The organism is Bradyrhizobium sp. AC87j1 (assembly GCF_002936975.1).
Taxonomy (GTDB): domain Bacteria; phylum Pseudomonadota; class Alphaproteobacteria; order Rhizobiales; family Xanthobacteraceae; genus Bradyrhizobium; species Bradyrhizobium shewense.
Genome location: NZ_PTFE01000027.1, coordinates 52,464 through 69,229, shown reverse-complemented (window position 1 = coordinate 69,229; position 16,766 = coordinate 52,464). Strand labels below are relative to the sequence as shown.

Sequence of the window (16,766 nt, the reverse complement as noted above, 5' to 3'; positions counted from 1 at the left end):
CCGCCTGGTTCCTGGAAAATCCGGAGAGACATCATGAAAGCTGCCCTTCATACGGTAACCTCGGCGCCCGACCTGCCGGCCTATGTTCCATCCGGAAACGAATGTGAGCTTTTCGAACATGCCTGGCGACGTCGTCTGCCGGTTCTGCTCAAGGGGCCGACCGGTTGCGGCAAGACGCGCTTCGTCGCGCATATGGCGGCGCGGTTGGGCCTGCCGCTTCACACCGTCGCCTGTCATGACGACCTCACTGCCGCCGATCTCACCGGCCGCTATTTGCTCAGGGGCGGGGACACCGTGTGGACCGATGGTCCGCTGACGCGCGCCGTGCGCGAGGGTGGCATCTGCTATCTCGACGAGGTCGTGGAGGCCCGCAAGGACGTCACAGTAGTGCTGCATCCTCTGACCGACGACCGCCGCATCCTGCCGCTGGAGCGGACCGGCGAGGAGCTGGTGGCGCCGAACAGCTTCATGCTCGTGGTCTCTTACAACCCCGGCTACCAGACGCTGCTGAAGGCGCTGAAGCCATCGACGCGGCAGCGCTTCATCGCCATCGAATTCGGCTTCCTGCCGCCCGAGCAGGAGATCGCCGTCGTGTCCGCCGAAAGCGGACTGTCGCCGGAGCGCGTGCGGCCGCTGGTGGGGCTGGCTGGCCGGCTGCGCGCGCTTAGGGGCCACGATCTGGAAGAGGGCGTCTCGACCCGGCTCGTGGTCTATTGCGCGACCCTGATTGCCGCGGGCACGCCGATCGCCGATGCCGTGCTGGCCGGCATGATCGAGCCGCTGACCGACGATTCCGACGTGAAGGCGGCGCTGCTGGACGTCGCACGCGCTGTCATCGGGTGAGGCCGCTCCCATGCTCGACTTCCTCGAACTGGAGGAGACGGTCGGCCGCGCCTGGCACAGGATGGTCGGCAGCACCGCGAGCTATCCGGTTCACGATGAGCACGCCGTTGCACTGACCGAGGTGAGAGGCCGGCTCGCGGTGATGTTCCGCGCGCTTGGCGGCGAGACCGGGGTGCAGATTGCAAGCGCAGGCGCGCGAAAATCGGGGCACCGTCTCGGCTGGCGACAGCGCATCGGCCTCGGTGACGAGCGGTTAGAGCAGCCGGGCCGTGACGCGGCGACCATCTTCCTGCCCGATCGGATCTCGATCTTTCCCGACCGCGCGTTGAACGCGGCGCTCTATCGCTGGCTTGCGGCATGGTTCGCAGCTGCACCGATCGAGACGATCACGGAAGCCGATCCGCTGCGGCGGGATCTTCTGGTGTTGCGCCGGGCAAGTGAGACGGCGGTCTGGGTGCTCACGCAATTCCCCGGGCTTGTCGCCGATTATGCCCAGCTCGCCGCGGCAACCGCCGAGGCTCGGCCTCGTCGCCCTTTGCCACGCATCGAGCAGGAGGTCGAGCAGATCGTCTTGGCCTTGCTCGGCGCCGGCAAGGCGCCTGCGGGCAGACTGTGGCCGGCGATGATGGGGACGGGCCTGCTGCCAGACAAGGCGCCGCCGGGCTATCATTCGATCCTGCCGTGCCCGCTCTGGGGGGATTGCTGGACGCGCGAGCTCTCGCCCGCGCATGCAGGCGAGGACGAATGTGCCCCGGGCGCCGAGCCCGAGGCACAGGACAATCGCAAGCGCTTTGCCATCCGCGACCGCGAGGACAATGCCAACCGCCGCGATCCTTTTGTGCTCAACCGCTTCGAGAAGATCCTTGCGATGGCCGAGATGGTCAATGTCGATCGTCCGGCCGACGACAGTGAGGACGAGGATGCGCAGAAAGCGGCCGACGATCTCGAGGAGATCACGCTCAGCCGCCGCACCGGCAAGCCGGCGAGCCGGTTCAAGTTCGATCTCGACCTGCCGCCGGAGGCCCTCGATGCATCGCGATTGAAAGCGGACCTCACCTATCCCGAATGGGATTACCGCAGCGGATCCTATCTGCCCGATCATTGCCGCGTGCTGGCGGGTGCGGCCTCCGAGCAAGGTGAGAGCTGGGCGCCTGACGACGCCATGCGCCGGCACATCCGTCAGGTGCGCCGCCGCTTCGAGGTGTTGCGGCCGCGTCACGAATTGATGCGCGCCCAGGTCGACGGACATGATCTCGACCTCGACGCGCTGGTGCGCGCGCGGTGCGACCTGCGCGCCGGCAGCAGCAGCGGCCTCGATCGCATCCACGTCGCGATGCGCCCGCAAGGGCACGATCTCGCCGTCACGCTGCTCGTCGACGTCTCGCTGTCCACGGACGCCTGGGTCGACGGCTACCGCGTGCTCGACGTCGAGAAGGAGGCGCTGCTGGCGCTCGCCCATGGGATTTCGGCCTGCGGCGATCACCACAGCATTCTCACCTTCACCTCGCGCCGGCGGTCCTGGGTGCGGCTCGAGACGGTCAAGGCCTTCGGCGAGCCGATGGGCGGGACGGTCGAGCGCCGCATCGGCGCGCTGAAGCCGGGCTATTACACGCGGATCGGCACGGCGGTACGCCATGCCGCCGCCGAACTCGCCCGCCAGCCGCAGCGCAAGAAGCTGCTGCTCGTCCTCACCGACGGCAAGCCGAACGACGTCGACCATTACGAGGGCCGCTTCGCGCTCGAGGACACCCGCAAGTCGGTGCAGGAGGCGCGCCGACTCGGCATCGCCGCCTTCGGCGTCACGGTGGACGCCACCGCGCAATCCTACTTCCCGACCCTGTTCGGGCGCGGCGGCTATGCCATCGTCGGTAACATCAAGCGGTTGCCCGCGGCGCTGCCGGCAATCTACCGGCAGGTCGCGCACTAACAGGGGAAGCCGCGGCGCCGCGTTCCCACGCGAACTATTGCTCATCAGCTGGGTATATGATCGAATGGCCGGATGGACGACTTCCAGTCAAAACCCGACCTGATCATCTTCGACTGCGACGGCGTGCTCGTCGACAGCGAGCTTTTGAGCTGCCAATGCCTGTCGGAGGTGCTGGCCGAGTTCGGCATTGCGCTCACCCAGACACAGGCGCTCGAGCTTTTCCTCGGGCGCAGCACCAAGGCGATCGAGCAGCATTATCGTGATCTCGGGCAGGTCGTGCCGGATGGCTTTCTGCCGCGCCTGAAGTCGCATGTGCTGGCGACGTTTGCGGGCTCGCTCCGGCCGATCCCGGGCATTGCCGCCATCATGTCCGACCTGCGAATGCCGTTTTGCGTGGGGTCGTCGAGCGATATCGACCGCGTCTCGCTCTCTCTCGACGTCACGGACTTGCGGGCGCATGTCGGCGAGCGGATCTATACCGCGCAAATGGTCAGGCATGGCAAGCCGGCGCCCGATCTGTTCCTCCTTGCGGCCGAGAAGATGGGCGCACAACCTGCGCGTACCCTGGTGATCGAGGACAGCGTCAGCGGCGTGCAGGCGGGCAAGGCAGCCGGCATGACGGTCTGGGGATTTGTTGGCGGCAGCCATTATCGCGGTCGCGACGGCCGGGCTATATTGTCCGAGGCGGGGGCCGACCGGGTCTTCGCGCGCATGAGCGATTTCTGGGAGGCGTGAGGCCCGCATGGCCGCCGAGAACGACAAATCCCGACTCGACGACGCCGCGCGCGCCGGCTGGCTGTATTTCATCGCCGGTCACACCCAGGACGAGATCGCAAAGATGCTCCAGGTCTCGCGTGCCTCGGCGCAGCGGCTGGTCTCGTTGTGCCTTGCCGAGCGTCTCATCACTTTCCGGCTCGAACACCCCATCGCCGCCTGCATGGAGCTTGCGGCGCGCCTGAAGGAGCGTTTCGACCTTGCTCATTGCGAGGTGGTGCCCGCCGATCCCGCGGCGCCGCAGGCTACTTCCGGCATCGCCGAACGCTGCGCCAATCTGCTCGATGCGACGCTGCGTTCGGAGACGCCGGTGATCGTCGCGCTCGGCACCGGCCGTGCGGTGCGCGCCGCGGTCGAGCGCGTCACGCCGATCGACAGGCCCAATCACCAGATCGTCTCGCTGGTCGGCAACATCTCCGCCGACGGTTCGGCGAGCTTTTACGACACCGTAGGCCGGCTGGCCGACCGCACCGGTGCGCGGCATTATCCGATGCCGCTGCCGTTCCTGATGTCGTCCGAGGACGAGCGCAACAAGATGGTCCGCATCGAGCCGATCGCCAAGGTGAAGGCAGTCGCGGCCAAGGCGGACTTGCGCCTCGTCGGCATCGGCCAGATGGACCAGAAGGCGCAGGTGCATGTCGACGGTTTCGTCACCCGCGACGAATTGTTCGAGATGATGCGGCTGGGTGCAATCGGCGAGATCACCGGCTGGGCCTATGATTCCAAGGGCCACCTGCTCAAGACCGGCACCAACAAGCGCCTCACCAGCATCCCGCCGGAAGTGCCGGCGAAGACCACCACCATCGCCGCCGCGGTCGGTGCCGCCAAGGTGCCGGCGATCGCGGCGGCGCTGAACGGCGGCCTGGTCAACGGGCTGATTACTGACGAGACGACCGCGCAGGCGATTTTGGAGCGGTAGGCGGGCGCTACGCTGCGTCGGGACTGCGCTCCCTCTCCCGCAAGCGGGAGAGGTGGAGCATGCCGCGCCACCGGTTTCGATTCACTCCACCCACTCCCGCACCGCAGCACTCATAAGTTGCGCAAACGTCCGTGCGCCTGCTTGACAATCCTCCTTCCTTGCGTTGAACATACGCCCAACGCGTGGGCATATGCTCAAAACGCGAGTTTGAGGGAGGTCACCGTGAAAGATGTCTTGGGCGCCGTCTGCGGCGCGTCTGTTCTGTTGCTGGCCGTCCCCGCGATGGCCGAAACGACCCTGACGATCGCCACCGTCAACAATGGCGACATGATCCGCATGCAGGGGCTTACAGCTGAATTCACCAAGAAAAACCCGGACATCTCGGTCAAATGGGTGACGTTGGAGGAGAACGTGCTGCGTCAGCGCGTCACCACCGACATTGCCACCAAGGGCGGTCAGTTCGATGTGCTCACCATCGGCACCTATGAGGTGCCGATCTGGGCCAAGAAGGGCTGGCTGGTGCCGCTCGCCAATCTCGGCGGCGACTACGACGTCGCCGACCTGCTGCCCAGGATCAAGGACGCGGTCTCCGTCGACGGCAAGCTCTATGCCGCGCCGTTCTATGGCGAAAGCTCGATGGTGATGTATCGCACCGACCTGTTCGAGAAGGCGGGCCTGAAGATGCCGGAAAAGCCGGCCTGGGATTTCGTGATCGACGCCGCCAAGAAGCTGACCGACAAGAGCGCCGGCACCTACGGCATTTGCCTGCGCGGCAAGGCCGGCTGGGGCGAGAATATGGCGTTCCTCTCGGCCATGGCCAATTCCTACGGTGCGCGCTGGTTCGATGAGAAATGGGAACCGCAGTTCAACACGCCGGAATGGAAGACGACGCTCACGACCTACGTCAATCTGATGAAAGAAGCCGGCCCTCCCGGCGCAAGCTCCAACGGCTTCAACGAGAATCTGGCGCTGTTCAATGCCGGCAAATGCGCGATGTGGATCGACGCCACGGTGGCGGCGTCCTTCGTCACCAATCCGAAGGATTCCAAGGTCGCCGACAAGGTCGGTTTCGCGCTCGCGCCCAATACCGGGCTCGGCAAGAACGCCAACTGGTTGTGGGCCTGGAATCTTGCGATCCCCGTCGGCTCCAAGAAGATGGAAGCCGCCGAGAAGTTCATCGCCTGGGCGACGAGCAAGGACTACACCAAGCTCGTGGCATCGAAGGAGGGCTGGGCCAACGTGCCGCCAGGCACGCGGACCTCGCTTTACAAGAACGATGAATATCTGAAGGTCGCACCCTTTGCAAAACTGACGCTGGCCTCGATCGATGCGGCCGATCCGAACAAGCCGACGGTGAAGCCGGTGCCTTATGTCGGCGTGCAATACGCTGCGATCCCCGAATTCCAGGGCATCGGCACCCAGGTTGGCCAGCAATTCTCCGCCGCGCTTGCGGGCTCGATGACCGTCGACGCCGCGCTCACCGCGGCGCAGTCCGCGACCGAGCGCGAGATGAAGCGCGCCGGCTACATCAAGTGAACCCGAGCTCTTCCTCCTGAGCTCAGACTTGCGGCCATCCAGCGTCATGGATGGCCGCCTTCTTCCCGCCAGCGGAGAAGCGTTGATGGCAACCCGGCAGACGCAGACTCTTGCGCGCTCGCTCCTGACGCCGGCCGTCGGGCTGCTGTTCATCTGGATGATCGTCCCGCTGGCGCTGACGATCTATTTCTCGACGCTGCATTACAGCCTGCTCGATCCCGGCTCGGAATCATTCGTCAAGCTGGAAAACTTCCGCTACTTCCTCACCGATCCAGCCTTCCTGGCTTCGCTCCAGAACACGCTGGTGCTGGTCGGCTCGGTGCTCGCGCTGACGATCCTGCTCGGCATTCCGCTGGCGCTTTTGATGGACCAGCCGGTGATCGGACGCAATTTCGTGCGGCTGATGGTGATCGCGCCGTTCTTCGTGATGCCGACGGTGAGCGCGCTGGTCTGGAAGAACCTGCTGATGCATCCGGTGTCCGGTCTGTTCGCCTGGCTCGCCTCGCTGTTCCATCTGACGCCGATCGACTGGTTCAACGATTTGCCGCTGTTTGCCGTCATCCTGATCGTGACGTGGCAGTGGCTGCCCTTCGCGACGCTGATCCTGCTCACCGCGCTGCAGTCGCTCGACGAGGAGCAGAAAGAGGCCGCCGAGATGGACGGCGCCAGCGCCGTCTCGACCTTCATCTACATCACGCTGCCGCACTTGGCGCGGCCCATCACCGTGGTGATCCTGATCGAGACGATCTTCCTGCTCACGGTCTTTGCGGAAATTTATGTCACCACGGGCGGTGGCCCGGGACTGTCGACCACCAACATCGCCTTCCTGATCTATTCGCAGGCGCTGATCCAGTTCGACGTCGGCAGCGCCTCCGCAGGCGGCCTCGTCGCGGTGGTAATCGCCAATGTCGTCGCCTTCTTCCTCGTCCGCATCGTCGGCCGCAATCTGGAGGCTTGAAGCATGGCACGGATGGCGACGACGCGGCGGGTGGTGATATCGACGGCGGTGGCCTGGTTGTTCGGCTTCCTGATCTTCTTCCCGATCCTCTGGATGGTGCTGGCGAGCTTCAAGACCGAGCTCGAGGCCTTCGCCATCCCGCCATCCTTCCTGTTCTTCCACTGGACCACCGAAAACTATGCGACGGTTCAGGAGCGCAGCGACTATTTCCACCACGCCATGAACTCGGTCATCATCGCAGGCGGCTCGACCCTGATTGCGCTTCTGATCGCGATCCCCGCCGCCTGGTCGATGGCGTTCTCGCCGACCAAGCGCACCAAGGACATCCTGCTCTGGATGCTCTCGACCAAGATGATGCCGCCGGTCGGCGTGCTGGTGCCGATCTACCTGATCTACAAGACCTTCGGCCTGCTCGATTCTCGCATCGGCCTTGTCTTCATCCTGTGCCTCGGAAACTTGCCGATCGTGATCTGGATGCTGTTCACCTATTTCAAGGAGATCCCGCGCGACATCCTGGAAGCCGCGCGCATGGACGGCGCCACCATCGGCCGCGAGCTCGTCTATGTCTTGACGCCGATGGCGATCCCGGGCCTGGCCTCGACCATGCTGCTCAATTTGATCCTGGCCTGGAACGAGGCGTTCTGGACGCTCAATCTGTCGACGTCGAACGCGGCGCCGCTCACCACGTTCATCGCCTCCTATTCGAGCCCGGAAGGGCTGTTCTGGGCAAAGCTGTCGGCGGCCTCGACGTTGGCGATCGCGCCCATTCTCGTCCTCGGTTGGTTCAGCCAGAAGCAGCTCGTGCGCGGGCTGACCTTCGGCGCGGTGAAGTAGAGGGGCTGCCGGATCATGGGTCAGATCACACTTCAGGGCGTGCAGAAATCCTTCGGCCCCGTGCACATCATCAAGGGCGCCGACCTCGAAATTGCCGACGGCTCCTTCGTGGTGTTCGTCGGTCCGTCCGGCTGCGGCAAGACCACGCTCTTGCGGCTGATCGCGGGGCTCGAGGATGTCTCTGGCGGCAAGATCGTGATCGACGGCAAGAACGTCGTGGACACGCCGCCAGCCAAGCGCGGGCTCTCGATGGTGTTCCAGTCCTACGCGCTCTATCCGCATATGAGCGTGCGCGGCAATATCGGCTTTGGCCTGAAGATGGCGGGGCTCGCCAAGGACGAGATCAACCGCAAGGTCGAGGCCGCCGCCGCAACGCTGAACCTTACGCCGTATCTCGACCGCAAGCCGCGCGAGCTCTCCGGCGGCCAGCGCCAGCGCGTCGCGATCGGCCGCGCCATCGTGCGCGAGCCCAAGGCGTTCCTGTTCGACGAGCCGCTCTCCAATCTCGATGCCGCTCTGCGCGTGCAGATGCGCATCGAGGTGACGCGGCTACAGAAGCAGCTCGGCACCACCGCGATCTACGTCACCCACGACCAGGTCGAGGCCATGACCATGGCCGACAAGATCGTCGTGCTCAACGGCGGCAAGATCGAGCAATATGGGTCGCCCCTGGAGCTCTACGAGCGGCCGGCCAATCTCTTCGTCGCCGGCTTCATAGGTTCGCCCAAGATGAATTTCGTCACCGGAGAGCTCGCGTTGCAACGTGGTGCGGCCACCATCGGCGTCCGGCCGGAGCACCTCAAGATCGACCGCGATGGCACCGGAGGCTGGCAGGGGACCATCGCGGTGGCCGAGCATCTTGGCAGCGACACTTTCCTCTATGTCGATGCCGGCCCGCTCGGGATGCTGACCGCACGCTATATCGGCGAATTGAGCCTGCATGCCGGCGACCATGTGTCGCTGGTGCCGGACCCCGCGCGCATTCACCGCTTCGACGCGAGCGGCAACGCGCTTCGGAACTGACAAGAAAACGGCAAGAAACGGAAAGACCACCATGTACCTGGAAAAATTCAAGTTGAACGGCAAGACCGCGTTCATCACCGGCGGCGGGCAGGGCATTGGCCTTGGTTGCGCGGAAGCGCTGGCCGAAGCCGGCGCCAGGGTCATCATCGGCGACCGCGACAACAAGGTCGCCGATAGCGCCAAGGCCAGCCTGAAGGCGAAGGGCTTTGACGTGGAGACCGCGATCATGGACGTGACCGACACCAAGCGCGTGGCGGAGGTCGCGAACGACCTCGTCGCCCGCTACGGCAAGGTCGATATCCTCGTCAACAATGCCGGTATTGCCCGCAGCGAAACCCCGGCGGAGACCGTTACCGATGAGCACTGGCTCAACGTCATCGACGTCAATCTCAACGGCACCTTCTGGTGCTGCCGCGAATTCGGCAAGCACATGCTCAAGGCGAAGAGTGGCGCCATCGTCAATGTCGGCTCGATGTCCGGCTTCATCGTCAACAAGCCGCAGGAGCAGTGCTTCTACAACGCCTCCAAGGCGGGGGTGCATCATTTGACCAAATCGCTGGCCGCCGAATGGGGCGCGCGCGGCATCCGCGTCAATGCGGTGGCGCCGACCTATATCGAGACGCCGCTCAACGCCTTCGTGAAGAGCAACGCCAAAATGTACGACGCCTGGATCGGTGGAACCCCGATGGCACGGATGGGGCAGGTCGAGGAGATCGCCTCGGTCGTGTTGTTCCTGAGCTCCGAAGCGGCGAGCCTGATGACCGGCAGCATCGTGCTGGTGGATGGCGGCTATACTTGCTGGTAGGCTCACCGTCAAAGCTGACGGAAAGCGACCGGGAGCGACAATGCCGCGAGCGTATATCGGCGTCGACGTGGGGACCACCAGCACGCGAGCCGGAGTGTTTGACGAGGCCGGCACGCTTTTGGCCACCGCCCGGCATCCGATCCGGATCTGGCACGAGGCCGGCGATATCGTCGAGCAATCGTCTCAGGACATCTGGGACGCCTGCGCGACATCGGTGCGGGCCGCGATGGCGGAAGCCGCCATCGCGCCTGACAGCGTCGGCGGCATCGGCTTTGACGCGACCTGTTCGCTGGTTGTCCTCGATAAGCATGGCGAGCCGCTCACGGTCAGCGCATCCGGCGACAAGCAACGCAATGTCATCGTCTGGATGGATCATCGCGCCATCGCCGAGGCGCGGCTGATCAACGAGACCGAGGACGCCGTGCTGCGCTATGTCGGCGGCTCGATCTCGCCCGAGATGGAGATGCCGAAGCTGCTATGGCTGAAGCGGCACCTTCGTGGGAGCTTCGACGCCGCTGGCCACTTCTTCGATCTCGCGGATTATCTGACCTGGCGCGCGACCGGCTCGCTCCAGCGTTCCACCTGCACCGTCACCTGCAAGTGGAACTATCTCGCCCATGATGGCGGCGGCTGGAGCGCGCAGTTTTTCAAGCGCATCGGCCTGTCTGACTTCGTCGCCGAAAAATATGCCCGCATCGGCACCGAGATTGTCGCCCCCGGTACGCAGCTCGGCGCGGGGCTCACCCGCACGGCCGCGGCCGAGCTCGGCCTGTCGCCGGGCATACCGGTCGGCGCCTCGCTGATCGATGCCCATGCCGGCGGCATCGGCGCGATCGGCGGCCGCGACGGATCGGGCGGGGCGAGCGATGTCAGTGACCGGCTTGCCTACATCATGGGAACGTCGGCCTGTATCATGGCGACGACGACGGAGCCGTGCTTCGTTCCCGGTGTGTGGGGGCCTTATTACTCCGGGATGGTTCCCGATTTCTGGCTCAACGAGGGCGGCCAGTCGGCCGCGGGCGCGGCGATCGACCATCTCCTCAAGTCGCATCCGGGCCACACCGAGGCGAGCGCGGCGGCACGCAGCGAGGGTCTCGACCTCATCGACTTCCTCGAGCGCCGTATCATCGCGCGCGCAGGCAGCGCCAGCCGTGCCGCGCTGCTCGCCCGCGACATCCATGTTCTCCCCGAATTTATCGGCAACCGCTCGCCCTACGCCGACCCCGATACGCGCGCGGTGATCGCGGGCCTCGATCTCGACACCGACATCGCCGCGATGGAGCGGCTGTTCGTCGCCGGCCTGTGCGGACTCGCTTATGGGCTCGCCGAGGTGATCGAGGCTTTTGCCGCGCATGGCGTCCGCTCCAGCATCATGATCATGGGAGGCGGTGCGAGCCGCAGCCCGCTGGTGCGGCAGATCATGGCGGATACGACGGGCCTCACCGTCGCGCTGCCGCAGACCAGGGAGCCGGTGCTGCTGGGGGCTGCGATGCTGGGGGCGGTGGCCGGCGGCGCCTATGCCTCGATCGGCGAGACCATGGCAAAAATGTCGGCGCTGGGACGGAAGAGCGAGCCGACCGCGCCCGACATGGCCGCGTTTCACGCCCGCAAGCGCGAGGTCTATAAGCTCCTGCGCGACGTCGATCGCGGCAGCCGCGCGGCGATGGCCGACATCGCGAGAGGTTGAAGGACATGCTGGTTGCCTGCGGCGATGCATTGATCGATTTCGTGCCGACGCGAAATGCGCAAGGCCGCGAGGCCGTGATGCCGGCGGTCGGCGGCTCCTGTCTCAATGTCGCCATCGGCATGGCCCGGCTGGGCGCACCTACTGGATTCGTCGGCGGCATCTCGACCGATATGTTCGGGCGGATGATTGCAGATCATGCGGCGGCCTCCAACGTCGACCTCAATCTCGCCACCCGCAGTGATCACCAGACCACGCTCGCTTTCGTCCGCATCGTCGCGGGCGAGTCGCATTACGCCTTTTATGACGCCGGAACCGCGACGCGGAACTGGACCTACCGGCGCGGGGCGATTCCGTTCGCGAATGTGGAAGCCGTTCATGTCGGCTCGACCACGCTCGTCAACGACCAGGGCGCGGCGGAGACGACAGCGCTGATCGCGGACGCGCGGGCGTCATCGACGATCTCGTTCGATCCGAACTGCCGGCCCAATCTGGTCAAGGACAAGCCGGCTTATCTGGCGCGCATGGCCGAGTTCGCTGGCCGCGCCGATCTCATCAAAATGTCCGACGTCGACTTCGCCTATCTCTTCGGCGACGAGCCTTACGAGCAGCGGGCGAATGCGTTGCTCGGGCAGGGCACGAGCCTCGTCGTCATCACCCGCGGTAACAATGGCGCCATCGCATGGCACGCGGGGGCAGGGCAGATCGAGGTCGCCGCGCCCAAGGTCGAAGTCGCCGACACGATCGGCGCGGGCGACAGCTTTCAGGCTGCGCTGCTCTTTGCCCTGCACAAGCAGGGTCGCATTGCCCGGCAAGCATTGAAGGACATTAGCGCCGACGAGCTCCGCCGGGCGCTGTCCTTTGCCGCCAATTGCGCCGGCCTGACCTGCACCCGCCCGGGCGCCGATCCGCCCTGGAGCCGTGAGATCACATGGAGCTTGTAGCCCGTTCTTCCCTTCTCCCCTTGTGGGAAAAGGTGGCGCGAAGCGCCGGATGAGGGGTATGCGTCCACGAGCGCGAGAGCTTCGTTTGCCGCGCGAGACCCTTCACCCGTCTCGCCGCTTCGCGGCGATCCACCCTCTCCCACAGGGGAAGGCGCCGCGTTACAGCCGTGCCACGGCTTTCTCGGCGCATTTTATGAACCTTGAGATCAGCGGGCTCTGGGAATCCCTCCGCCAGCACACCGCGATGTCGATGGAATCGGCCGCATCGCGCAGCGGCCTGAACACGATGCCGCGTGGCGCGCCGAGCTGGGCGCAGGCCGGCACGATCGCAAGACCTTCGCCGGCGAGAACCAGGCTCATCGCCGAATGGACAGTCTCCACCCGGCTCGCGATCGGCATCACGATCTGATGTCGTCGCAGCAGGGCTGCGACCGCCGAGGAGGCGGGATCTTGCTCCGGAGGCGGCAACGCGATCAGCGGACGGCCCTGCAACCGCGCCATCGGCACGGCGCCGAGCCGCGCGAGCGGCGAGCGGATCGGCATTGCCAGCATAAATGGCTGCGCACCGATCCGAGCCACCTGGATCTCGGGATGGTTGATGGCCGGCATGCACAGCGCAACCGTGACGCTGCGGTCGAGCAGCCTGGCCTCGCGCGTCGATGCGCTGAGCTCGGCAAAGTCGAGATCGACGCCGGGAACCGAGCGGCGCAGTTCAGGGATGAGCCGCGGCAGCATCGCATTCGCCAGGACGAACATGTAGCCGACCGAGAGCCGCCCGCGCTTGCCGGCGGCGACCGCGCGCGCGGCTTCGGCCCCATCGACGGCCAGCGCCAGCGCTTCGCTCGCACGCGCCAGCAACGCCTGGCCTGCCTCGGTCAGGTCCATGCCGCGGGTGCCGCGGCGGAACAGCGGCGCGCCGATCTCGGCCTCGAGCTTGCGGATCTGGACGGACAGCGGAGGCTGAGCCATCCGTAGCCGCTCGGCGGCCTTGCCGACGCTGCGTGTCTCGGCGACGGCGACGAAATAGCGGAGGCGGCGAAGATCCATTGGCATACCGAAAACGTATGGGTTGCACATCAAAATGGTATTGGACGGCGAGTTAACAAAACTGTCATTCTCGCTGTCAATGCTTTGGGCCAACGGCGGCCCGCTTCGGAGCGTGATGTGACGATGAACGGCGATCCCTGTCTGCTGTCCGCAACCGAGCTGCGCGGCCTCATCGCCGAAAAGCGGATTTCGCCAGTCGAGATCGTCAGTGCCGTGCTCGCGCGCGCCGAGGCGCTCCAGCCCGAGTTGAACTGCTTCATCACGCTGTGTGGCGACGAGGCGATGGCGCAGGCGCGTATCGCCGAGCGCAAGATGATGGCCGGCGAGCCGCTCGGCCTGCTCCACGGCATCCCCGTCACCGTCAAGGACATCGTCAACACCAAGGGCGTCAAGACCACCTTCGGCGCCGTTCCCTACAAGGACAATGTGCCGAACGAGGATGCCCTCGCGGTGGCGCGGCTGCGCGCCGAAGGCGCGATCCTGATCGGCAAGACCACGACGCCGGAATTCGGCAGCAAGTGCCTGACCGATTCGCCTTTGTTCGGCCGCACCCGCAATGCGTGGGATCGGTGCCGGTCCTCCGGCGGCTCCAGCGGCGGCGCGGCCGTTGCCGTGGCCAGCGGCATCGCGCCGCTCGCGATCGCGACCGACGGCGGCGGCTCGACGCGAATTCCCGCCGCCTGCAATGGCGTGGTGGGCTTAAAGCAGAGCAACGGAGTTATCCCCCATAGTCAGGCGCTGGATGCGTTCGGCAACCAGACCTATGTCACGCCGACCACGCGGACCGTCGCGGACACCGCGTTGATGATGCAGGCGATGTCAGGCGAGGATGCTTGTGACCCCTGGTCGATCGGCGTTCCCGTGCCCGATTTCATCGGCACGGCCGCCCCGCATGGCGATCTGCGCGGGCAGCGGATTCTGTATTGCCTGACGCCGCCGGGCCGTCCGGTGTCCGCCGAGGTCGCAGCCAGCTTCAAGGCGAGCCTCGACAGGCTGGCGGGGCTCGGCGCCGAGCTCGAGGAATTTTCCGGCGACGGTTTCGATATCGAGCCGATCTGGCGCGCCATCAACCACACGGTCTGGCGCACGCGCTTTGCAAAACTCGCAGCCGAGCACAAGGACGAGCTGAGCGAGGCCTTCCTCAAGCAGCTCGCGCTTGCGACCGAAGTCAGCGGCGTCGACTACCAGGAGGCCATGTTCGCGCGCACCGCGCTGTTCCGCCGCGTGCAATCGCTACTTGCGCGCGGACACTTCCTCGCGATGCCGACGCTCACGCGCACCGCGCTGCCGATCAAGCAGGATTTGTTCGGCTCCATCGAGATCGACGGAGCCCATTTCGACAGCGTCCGGCCGCACTGGTTTCCCTGGACCATGCCGTTCAACATGACCGGCCATCCCGCCGTCAGCCTGCCCTCTGGCTTTGGCCGCGACGGCCTGCCGATCGGGCTTCAGCTCGTCGGCCGCTTCCGTGCCGATGCGGAATTGCTGCGCGTCAGCGCGCTGTTCGAGGCTTCAAGCGACCTTCTGTCCCGCTGGCCGGCTTGAGGAGATGGGCATGCAGCAAAAGGCTTGCCTCAGCCGCCCGGACATGTTGATCGTGCCGCAGCTGAGCCCTGAAGCCGAGCGCGCATGAGCGTATTTGTCCTCCGACGTCTGTTGACCTTGCTGGCGACGCTGGTCGGCGCATCCCTGATCATTTTCCTGGTGCTCGATGCGCTTCCCGGCAATGCCGCGCAGATGCTGATGGGCGCCGATGCCTCGGCGGATGCGGTCCGCGCGCTCACCGTCAAGCTCGGGCTCGACCAGCCGCTGGCGGTTCGCTATTTGCAATGGATCAAGGGCCTCCTCGTCGGCGATCTCGGCAACTCCTATGTCTACGGCACCCCGGTCGCCAGCCTGATCGCGGAGCGGCTGGTGCTGACCATTCCGCTCGCGATCATGGCCATGACGATCACGGTGACGCTGGCGCTCTCGGCCGGCATCTACACCGCCGCCAACCACAACAAGCTCGGGGACGTCGGCGTGATGTCGCTGACGCAGGTCGGCATCGCGTTGCCGAATTTCTGGTTCGCGATCCTCTTGGTGCTCTTGTTCGCGGTGCGGCTGCAATGGCTCTCGGCAGGGGGATTTTCCGGCTGGGAGGACGGCATCTGGCTCGGCGTCAAGTCGCTGCTGCTGCCGGCGATCTCGCTTGCGGTGGTGCAGGCTGCGATCCTTGCGCGTGTCACGCGCTCGGCGGTGCTGGAAGTGCTGCGCGAGGACTTTGTTCGAACGGCGCGCGCGAAGGGGCTCGGCAAGCGCGAGGTGCTGTGGAGCCACGTGCTGCGAAATGCGATGATCCCCGTCATGACGGTCATGGGGCTGCAATTCGCCAATCTGCTCGCCGGCACCATCGTGATCGAGAACGTGTTCTATCTGCCGGGCCTTGGCCGCCTGATCTTCCAGTCGATCGCGAACCGCGACCTGATCGTGGTGCGAAATTGCGTGATGCTGCTGGCGACCATGGTCGTCATCGTCAATTTCGTGGTCGACGTGCTCTATGCCTTCATCGATCCCCGCATCAAGGTCCACGACCTGTGAGCGCGCCCCTGACCACTCCGGTTGACGCGCCGCTCGCGGCGCGCCGCGTGCCGGCCAAGACCTTCTGGGGCCGAGCGCTGCGCCATCGCAGCTTCGTGCTCGGCGGTTCGCTGAGCCTACTGGTGCTTGCCTCGGCGCTGCTCTCGCTGGTGTGGACGCCGTGGTCGCCCTACGAGATCGATATCGCTTCGAAGCTGCGGCCGCCGTCGGCGGCGCACTGGCTCGGCACCGATTCCTTCGGCCGCGACATCGTCTCGCTGCTGCTCGCCGGCGCCCGCGCCACCATCATGGTCGGCGTCATCGCCGTCAGCATCGGTCTCAGCTTCGGCGTCACGCTCGGACTGATCGCCTCGGCCCGGCGCGGCTGGACCGAAGAGATCATCATGCGCTTCTCCGACTTCACCTTCGCCTTTCCGGCGGTGCTGTCCGCGATCATGCTCGCCGCGGTGGTGGGGCCGGGGATGGTCACATCGATCGTCGCGATCGGCATCTTCCAGATCCCGACGCTGACCCGGCTGACGCGCGGCTCGGCCAACGCGATCTGGGCGCGCGAATTCGTGCTGGCCGCGCGCGCGGCAGGCAAGGGTGCGTTCCGCATCACCATCGAGCACGTGCTGCCGAATATTCTGTCGATCCTGATCGTGCAGGTCACCATCCAGTTCGCGCTCGCCATTCTCGCCGAAGCCGCGCTGTCCTATCTCGGTCTCGGCACGCAGCCGCCGCAGCCGTCCTGGGGGCGGATGCTGAACGATGCCCAGACGCTGCTGTTCCAGTCGCCGATGCTCGCCGTCTATCCGGGCGCAGCGATCGCGATCGCGGTGCTGGGCCTCAATCTTCTCGGTGACGGATTGCGCGACCTGCTCGATCCCCGACTGGCACGGGAGCGATGACG

Annotated in this window: 15 protein-coding genes; 14 read left to right on the top strand and 1 reads right to left on the bottom strand. The window is 65.5% G+C overall.

What is annotated here, in order from left to right; all coding sequences use genetic code 11:
• The first annotated feature begins 33 nt into the window (after positions 1–33).
• The 11 genes from CV770_RS16470 (at position 34) to CV770_RS16420 (ending at position 12,247) form a co-directional block, all read left to right on the top strand.
• Positions 34–843, top strand: a complete 810-nt coding sequence (locus CV770_RS16470) for a CbbQ/NirQ/NorQ/GpvN family protein (protein WP_104463045.1) — start codon at positions 34–36, stop codon at positions 841–843.
• A 10-nt stretch (positions 844–853) separates the two neighbouring features.
• A complete protein-coding gene (locus tag CV770_RS16465) occupies positions 854–2,770 on the top strand; it encodes a nitric oxide reductase activation protein NorD (protein ID WP_104463044.1) in 1,917 nt (638 codons plus the stop codon).
• A gap of 72 nt (positions 2,771–2,842) precedes the next feature.
• Positions 2,843–3,505: an HAD family hydrolase gene (locus CV770_RS16460; RefSeq protein WP_104463043.1), complete on the top strand. Its 663-nt coding sequence runs from the start codon at positions 2,843–2,845 to the stop codon at positions 3,503–3,505.
• A gap of 7 nt (positions 3,506–3,512) precedes the next feature.
• The gene (locus CV770_RS16455; RefSeq protein ID WP_104463042.1) at positions 3,513–4,463 is read left to right on the top strand and encodes a sugar-binding transcriptional regulator; all 951 of its coding nucleotides are present in this window, start codon (positions 3,513–3,515) and stop codon (positions 4,461–4,463) included.
• 222 nt (positions 4,464–4,685) lie between these two features.
• Positions 4,686–5,999 carry an ABC transporter substrate-binding protein gene (locus CV770_RS16450; RefSeq protein WP_104463062.1) on the top strand — a complete coding sequence of 438 codons (1,314 nt, stop codon included), beginning with the start codon at positions 4,686–4,688 and terminating at the stop codon, positions 5,997–5,999.
• Between the two features lie 85 nt (positions 6,000–6,084).
• Positions 6,085–6,957 carry a carbohydrate ABC transporter permease gene (locus CV770_RS16445; protein WP_104463061.1) on the top strand — a complete coding sequence of 291 codons (873 nt, stop codon included), beginning with the start codon at positions 6,085–6,087 and terminating at the stop codon, positions 6,955–6,957.
• A 3-nt stretch (positions 6,958–6,960) separates the two neighbouring features.
• The gene (locus tag CV770_RS16440) at positions 6,961–7,791 is read left to right on the top strand and encodes a carbohydrate ABC transporter permease (protein WP_091952887.1); all 831 of its coding nucleotides are present in this window, start codon (positions 6,961–6,963) and stop codon (positions 7,789–7,791) included.
• A gap of 15 nt (positions 7,792–7,806) precedes the next feature.
• Complete coding sequence (locus CV770_RS16435; RefSeq protein ID WP_104463041.1) at positions 7,807–8,814, top strand: ABC transporter ATP-binding protein; 1,008 nt, start codon at positions 7,807–7,809, stop codon at positions 8,812–8,814.
• A gap of 31 nt (positions 8,815–8,845) precedes the next feature.
• Positions 8,846–9,619: an SDR family NAD(P)-dependent oxidoreductase gene (locus CV770_RS16430; RefSeq protein ID WP_104463040.1), complete on the top strand. Its 774-nt coding sequence runs from the start codon at positions 8,846–8,848 to the stop codon at positions 9,617–9,619.
• Between the two features lie 40 nt (positions 9,620–9,659).
• Positions 9,660–11,306, top strand: coding sequence for an FGGY-family carbohydrate kinase (locus CV770_RS16425; protein WP_104463039.1), 1,647 nt, complete (start codon positions 9,660–9,662; stop codon positions 11,304–11,306).
• A gap of 5 nt (positions 11,307–11,311) precedes the next feature.
• A complete protein-coding gene (locus CV770_RS16420) occupies positions 11,312–12,247 on the top strand; it encodes a carbohydrate kinase family protein (protein WP_104463060.1) in 936 nt (311 codons plus the stop codon).
• Positions 12,248–12,406: 159 nt separating this feature from the next.
• Here the strand turns inward: CV770_RS16420 and CV770_RS16415 are convergent, their stop codons facing one another.
• On the bottom strand, positions 12,407–13,294 hold the full coding sequence (locus CV770_RS16415) for a LysR family transcriptional regulator (RefSeq protein ID WP_091952876.1): 888 nt from the start codon (positions 13,292–13,294) through the stop codon (positions 12,407–12,409).
• 123 nt (positions 13,295–13,417) lie between these two features.
• Between CV770_RS16415 and CV770_RS16410 the strand changes: the two genes are divergently transcribed.
• From CV770_RS16410 to CV770_RS16400, 3 genes are all read left to right on the top strand, one after another.
• Complete coding sequence (locus CV770_RS16410; RefSeq protein ID WP_201759883.1) at positions 13,418–14,839, top strand: amidase; 1,422 nt, start codon at positions 13,418–13,420, stop codon at positions 14,837–14,839.
• An 84-nt stretch (positions 14,840–14,923) separates the two neighbouring features.
• Entirely contained in the window at positions 14,924–15,874 is a 951-nt protein-coding gene (locus CV770_RS16405) for an ABC transporter permease (RefSeq protein ID WP_091952871.1), read from the top strand.
• Positions 15,871–16,764 carry an ABC transporter permease gene (locus CV770_RS16400; protein WP_091952868.1) on the top strand — a complete coding sequence of 298 codons (894 nt, stop codon included), beginning with the start codon at positions 15,871–15,873 and terminating at the stop codon, positions 16,762–16,764. The genes CV770_RS16405 and CV770_RS16400 overlap by 4 nt, the downstream gene beginning before the upstream one ends.
• The last annotated feature ends 2 nt before the right edge of the window (positions 16,765–16,766 follow it).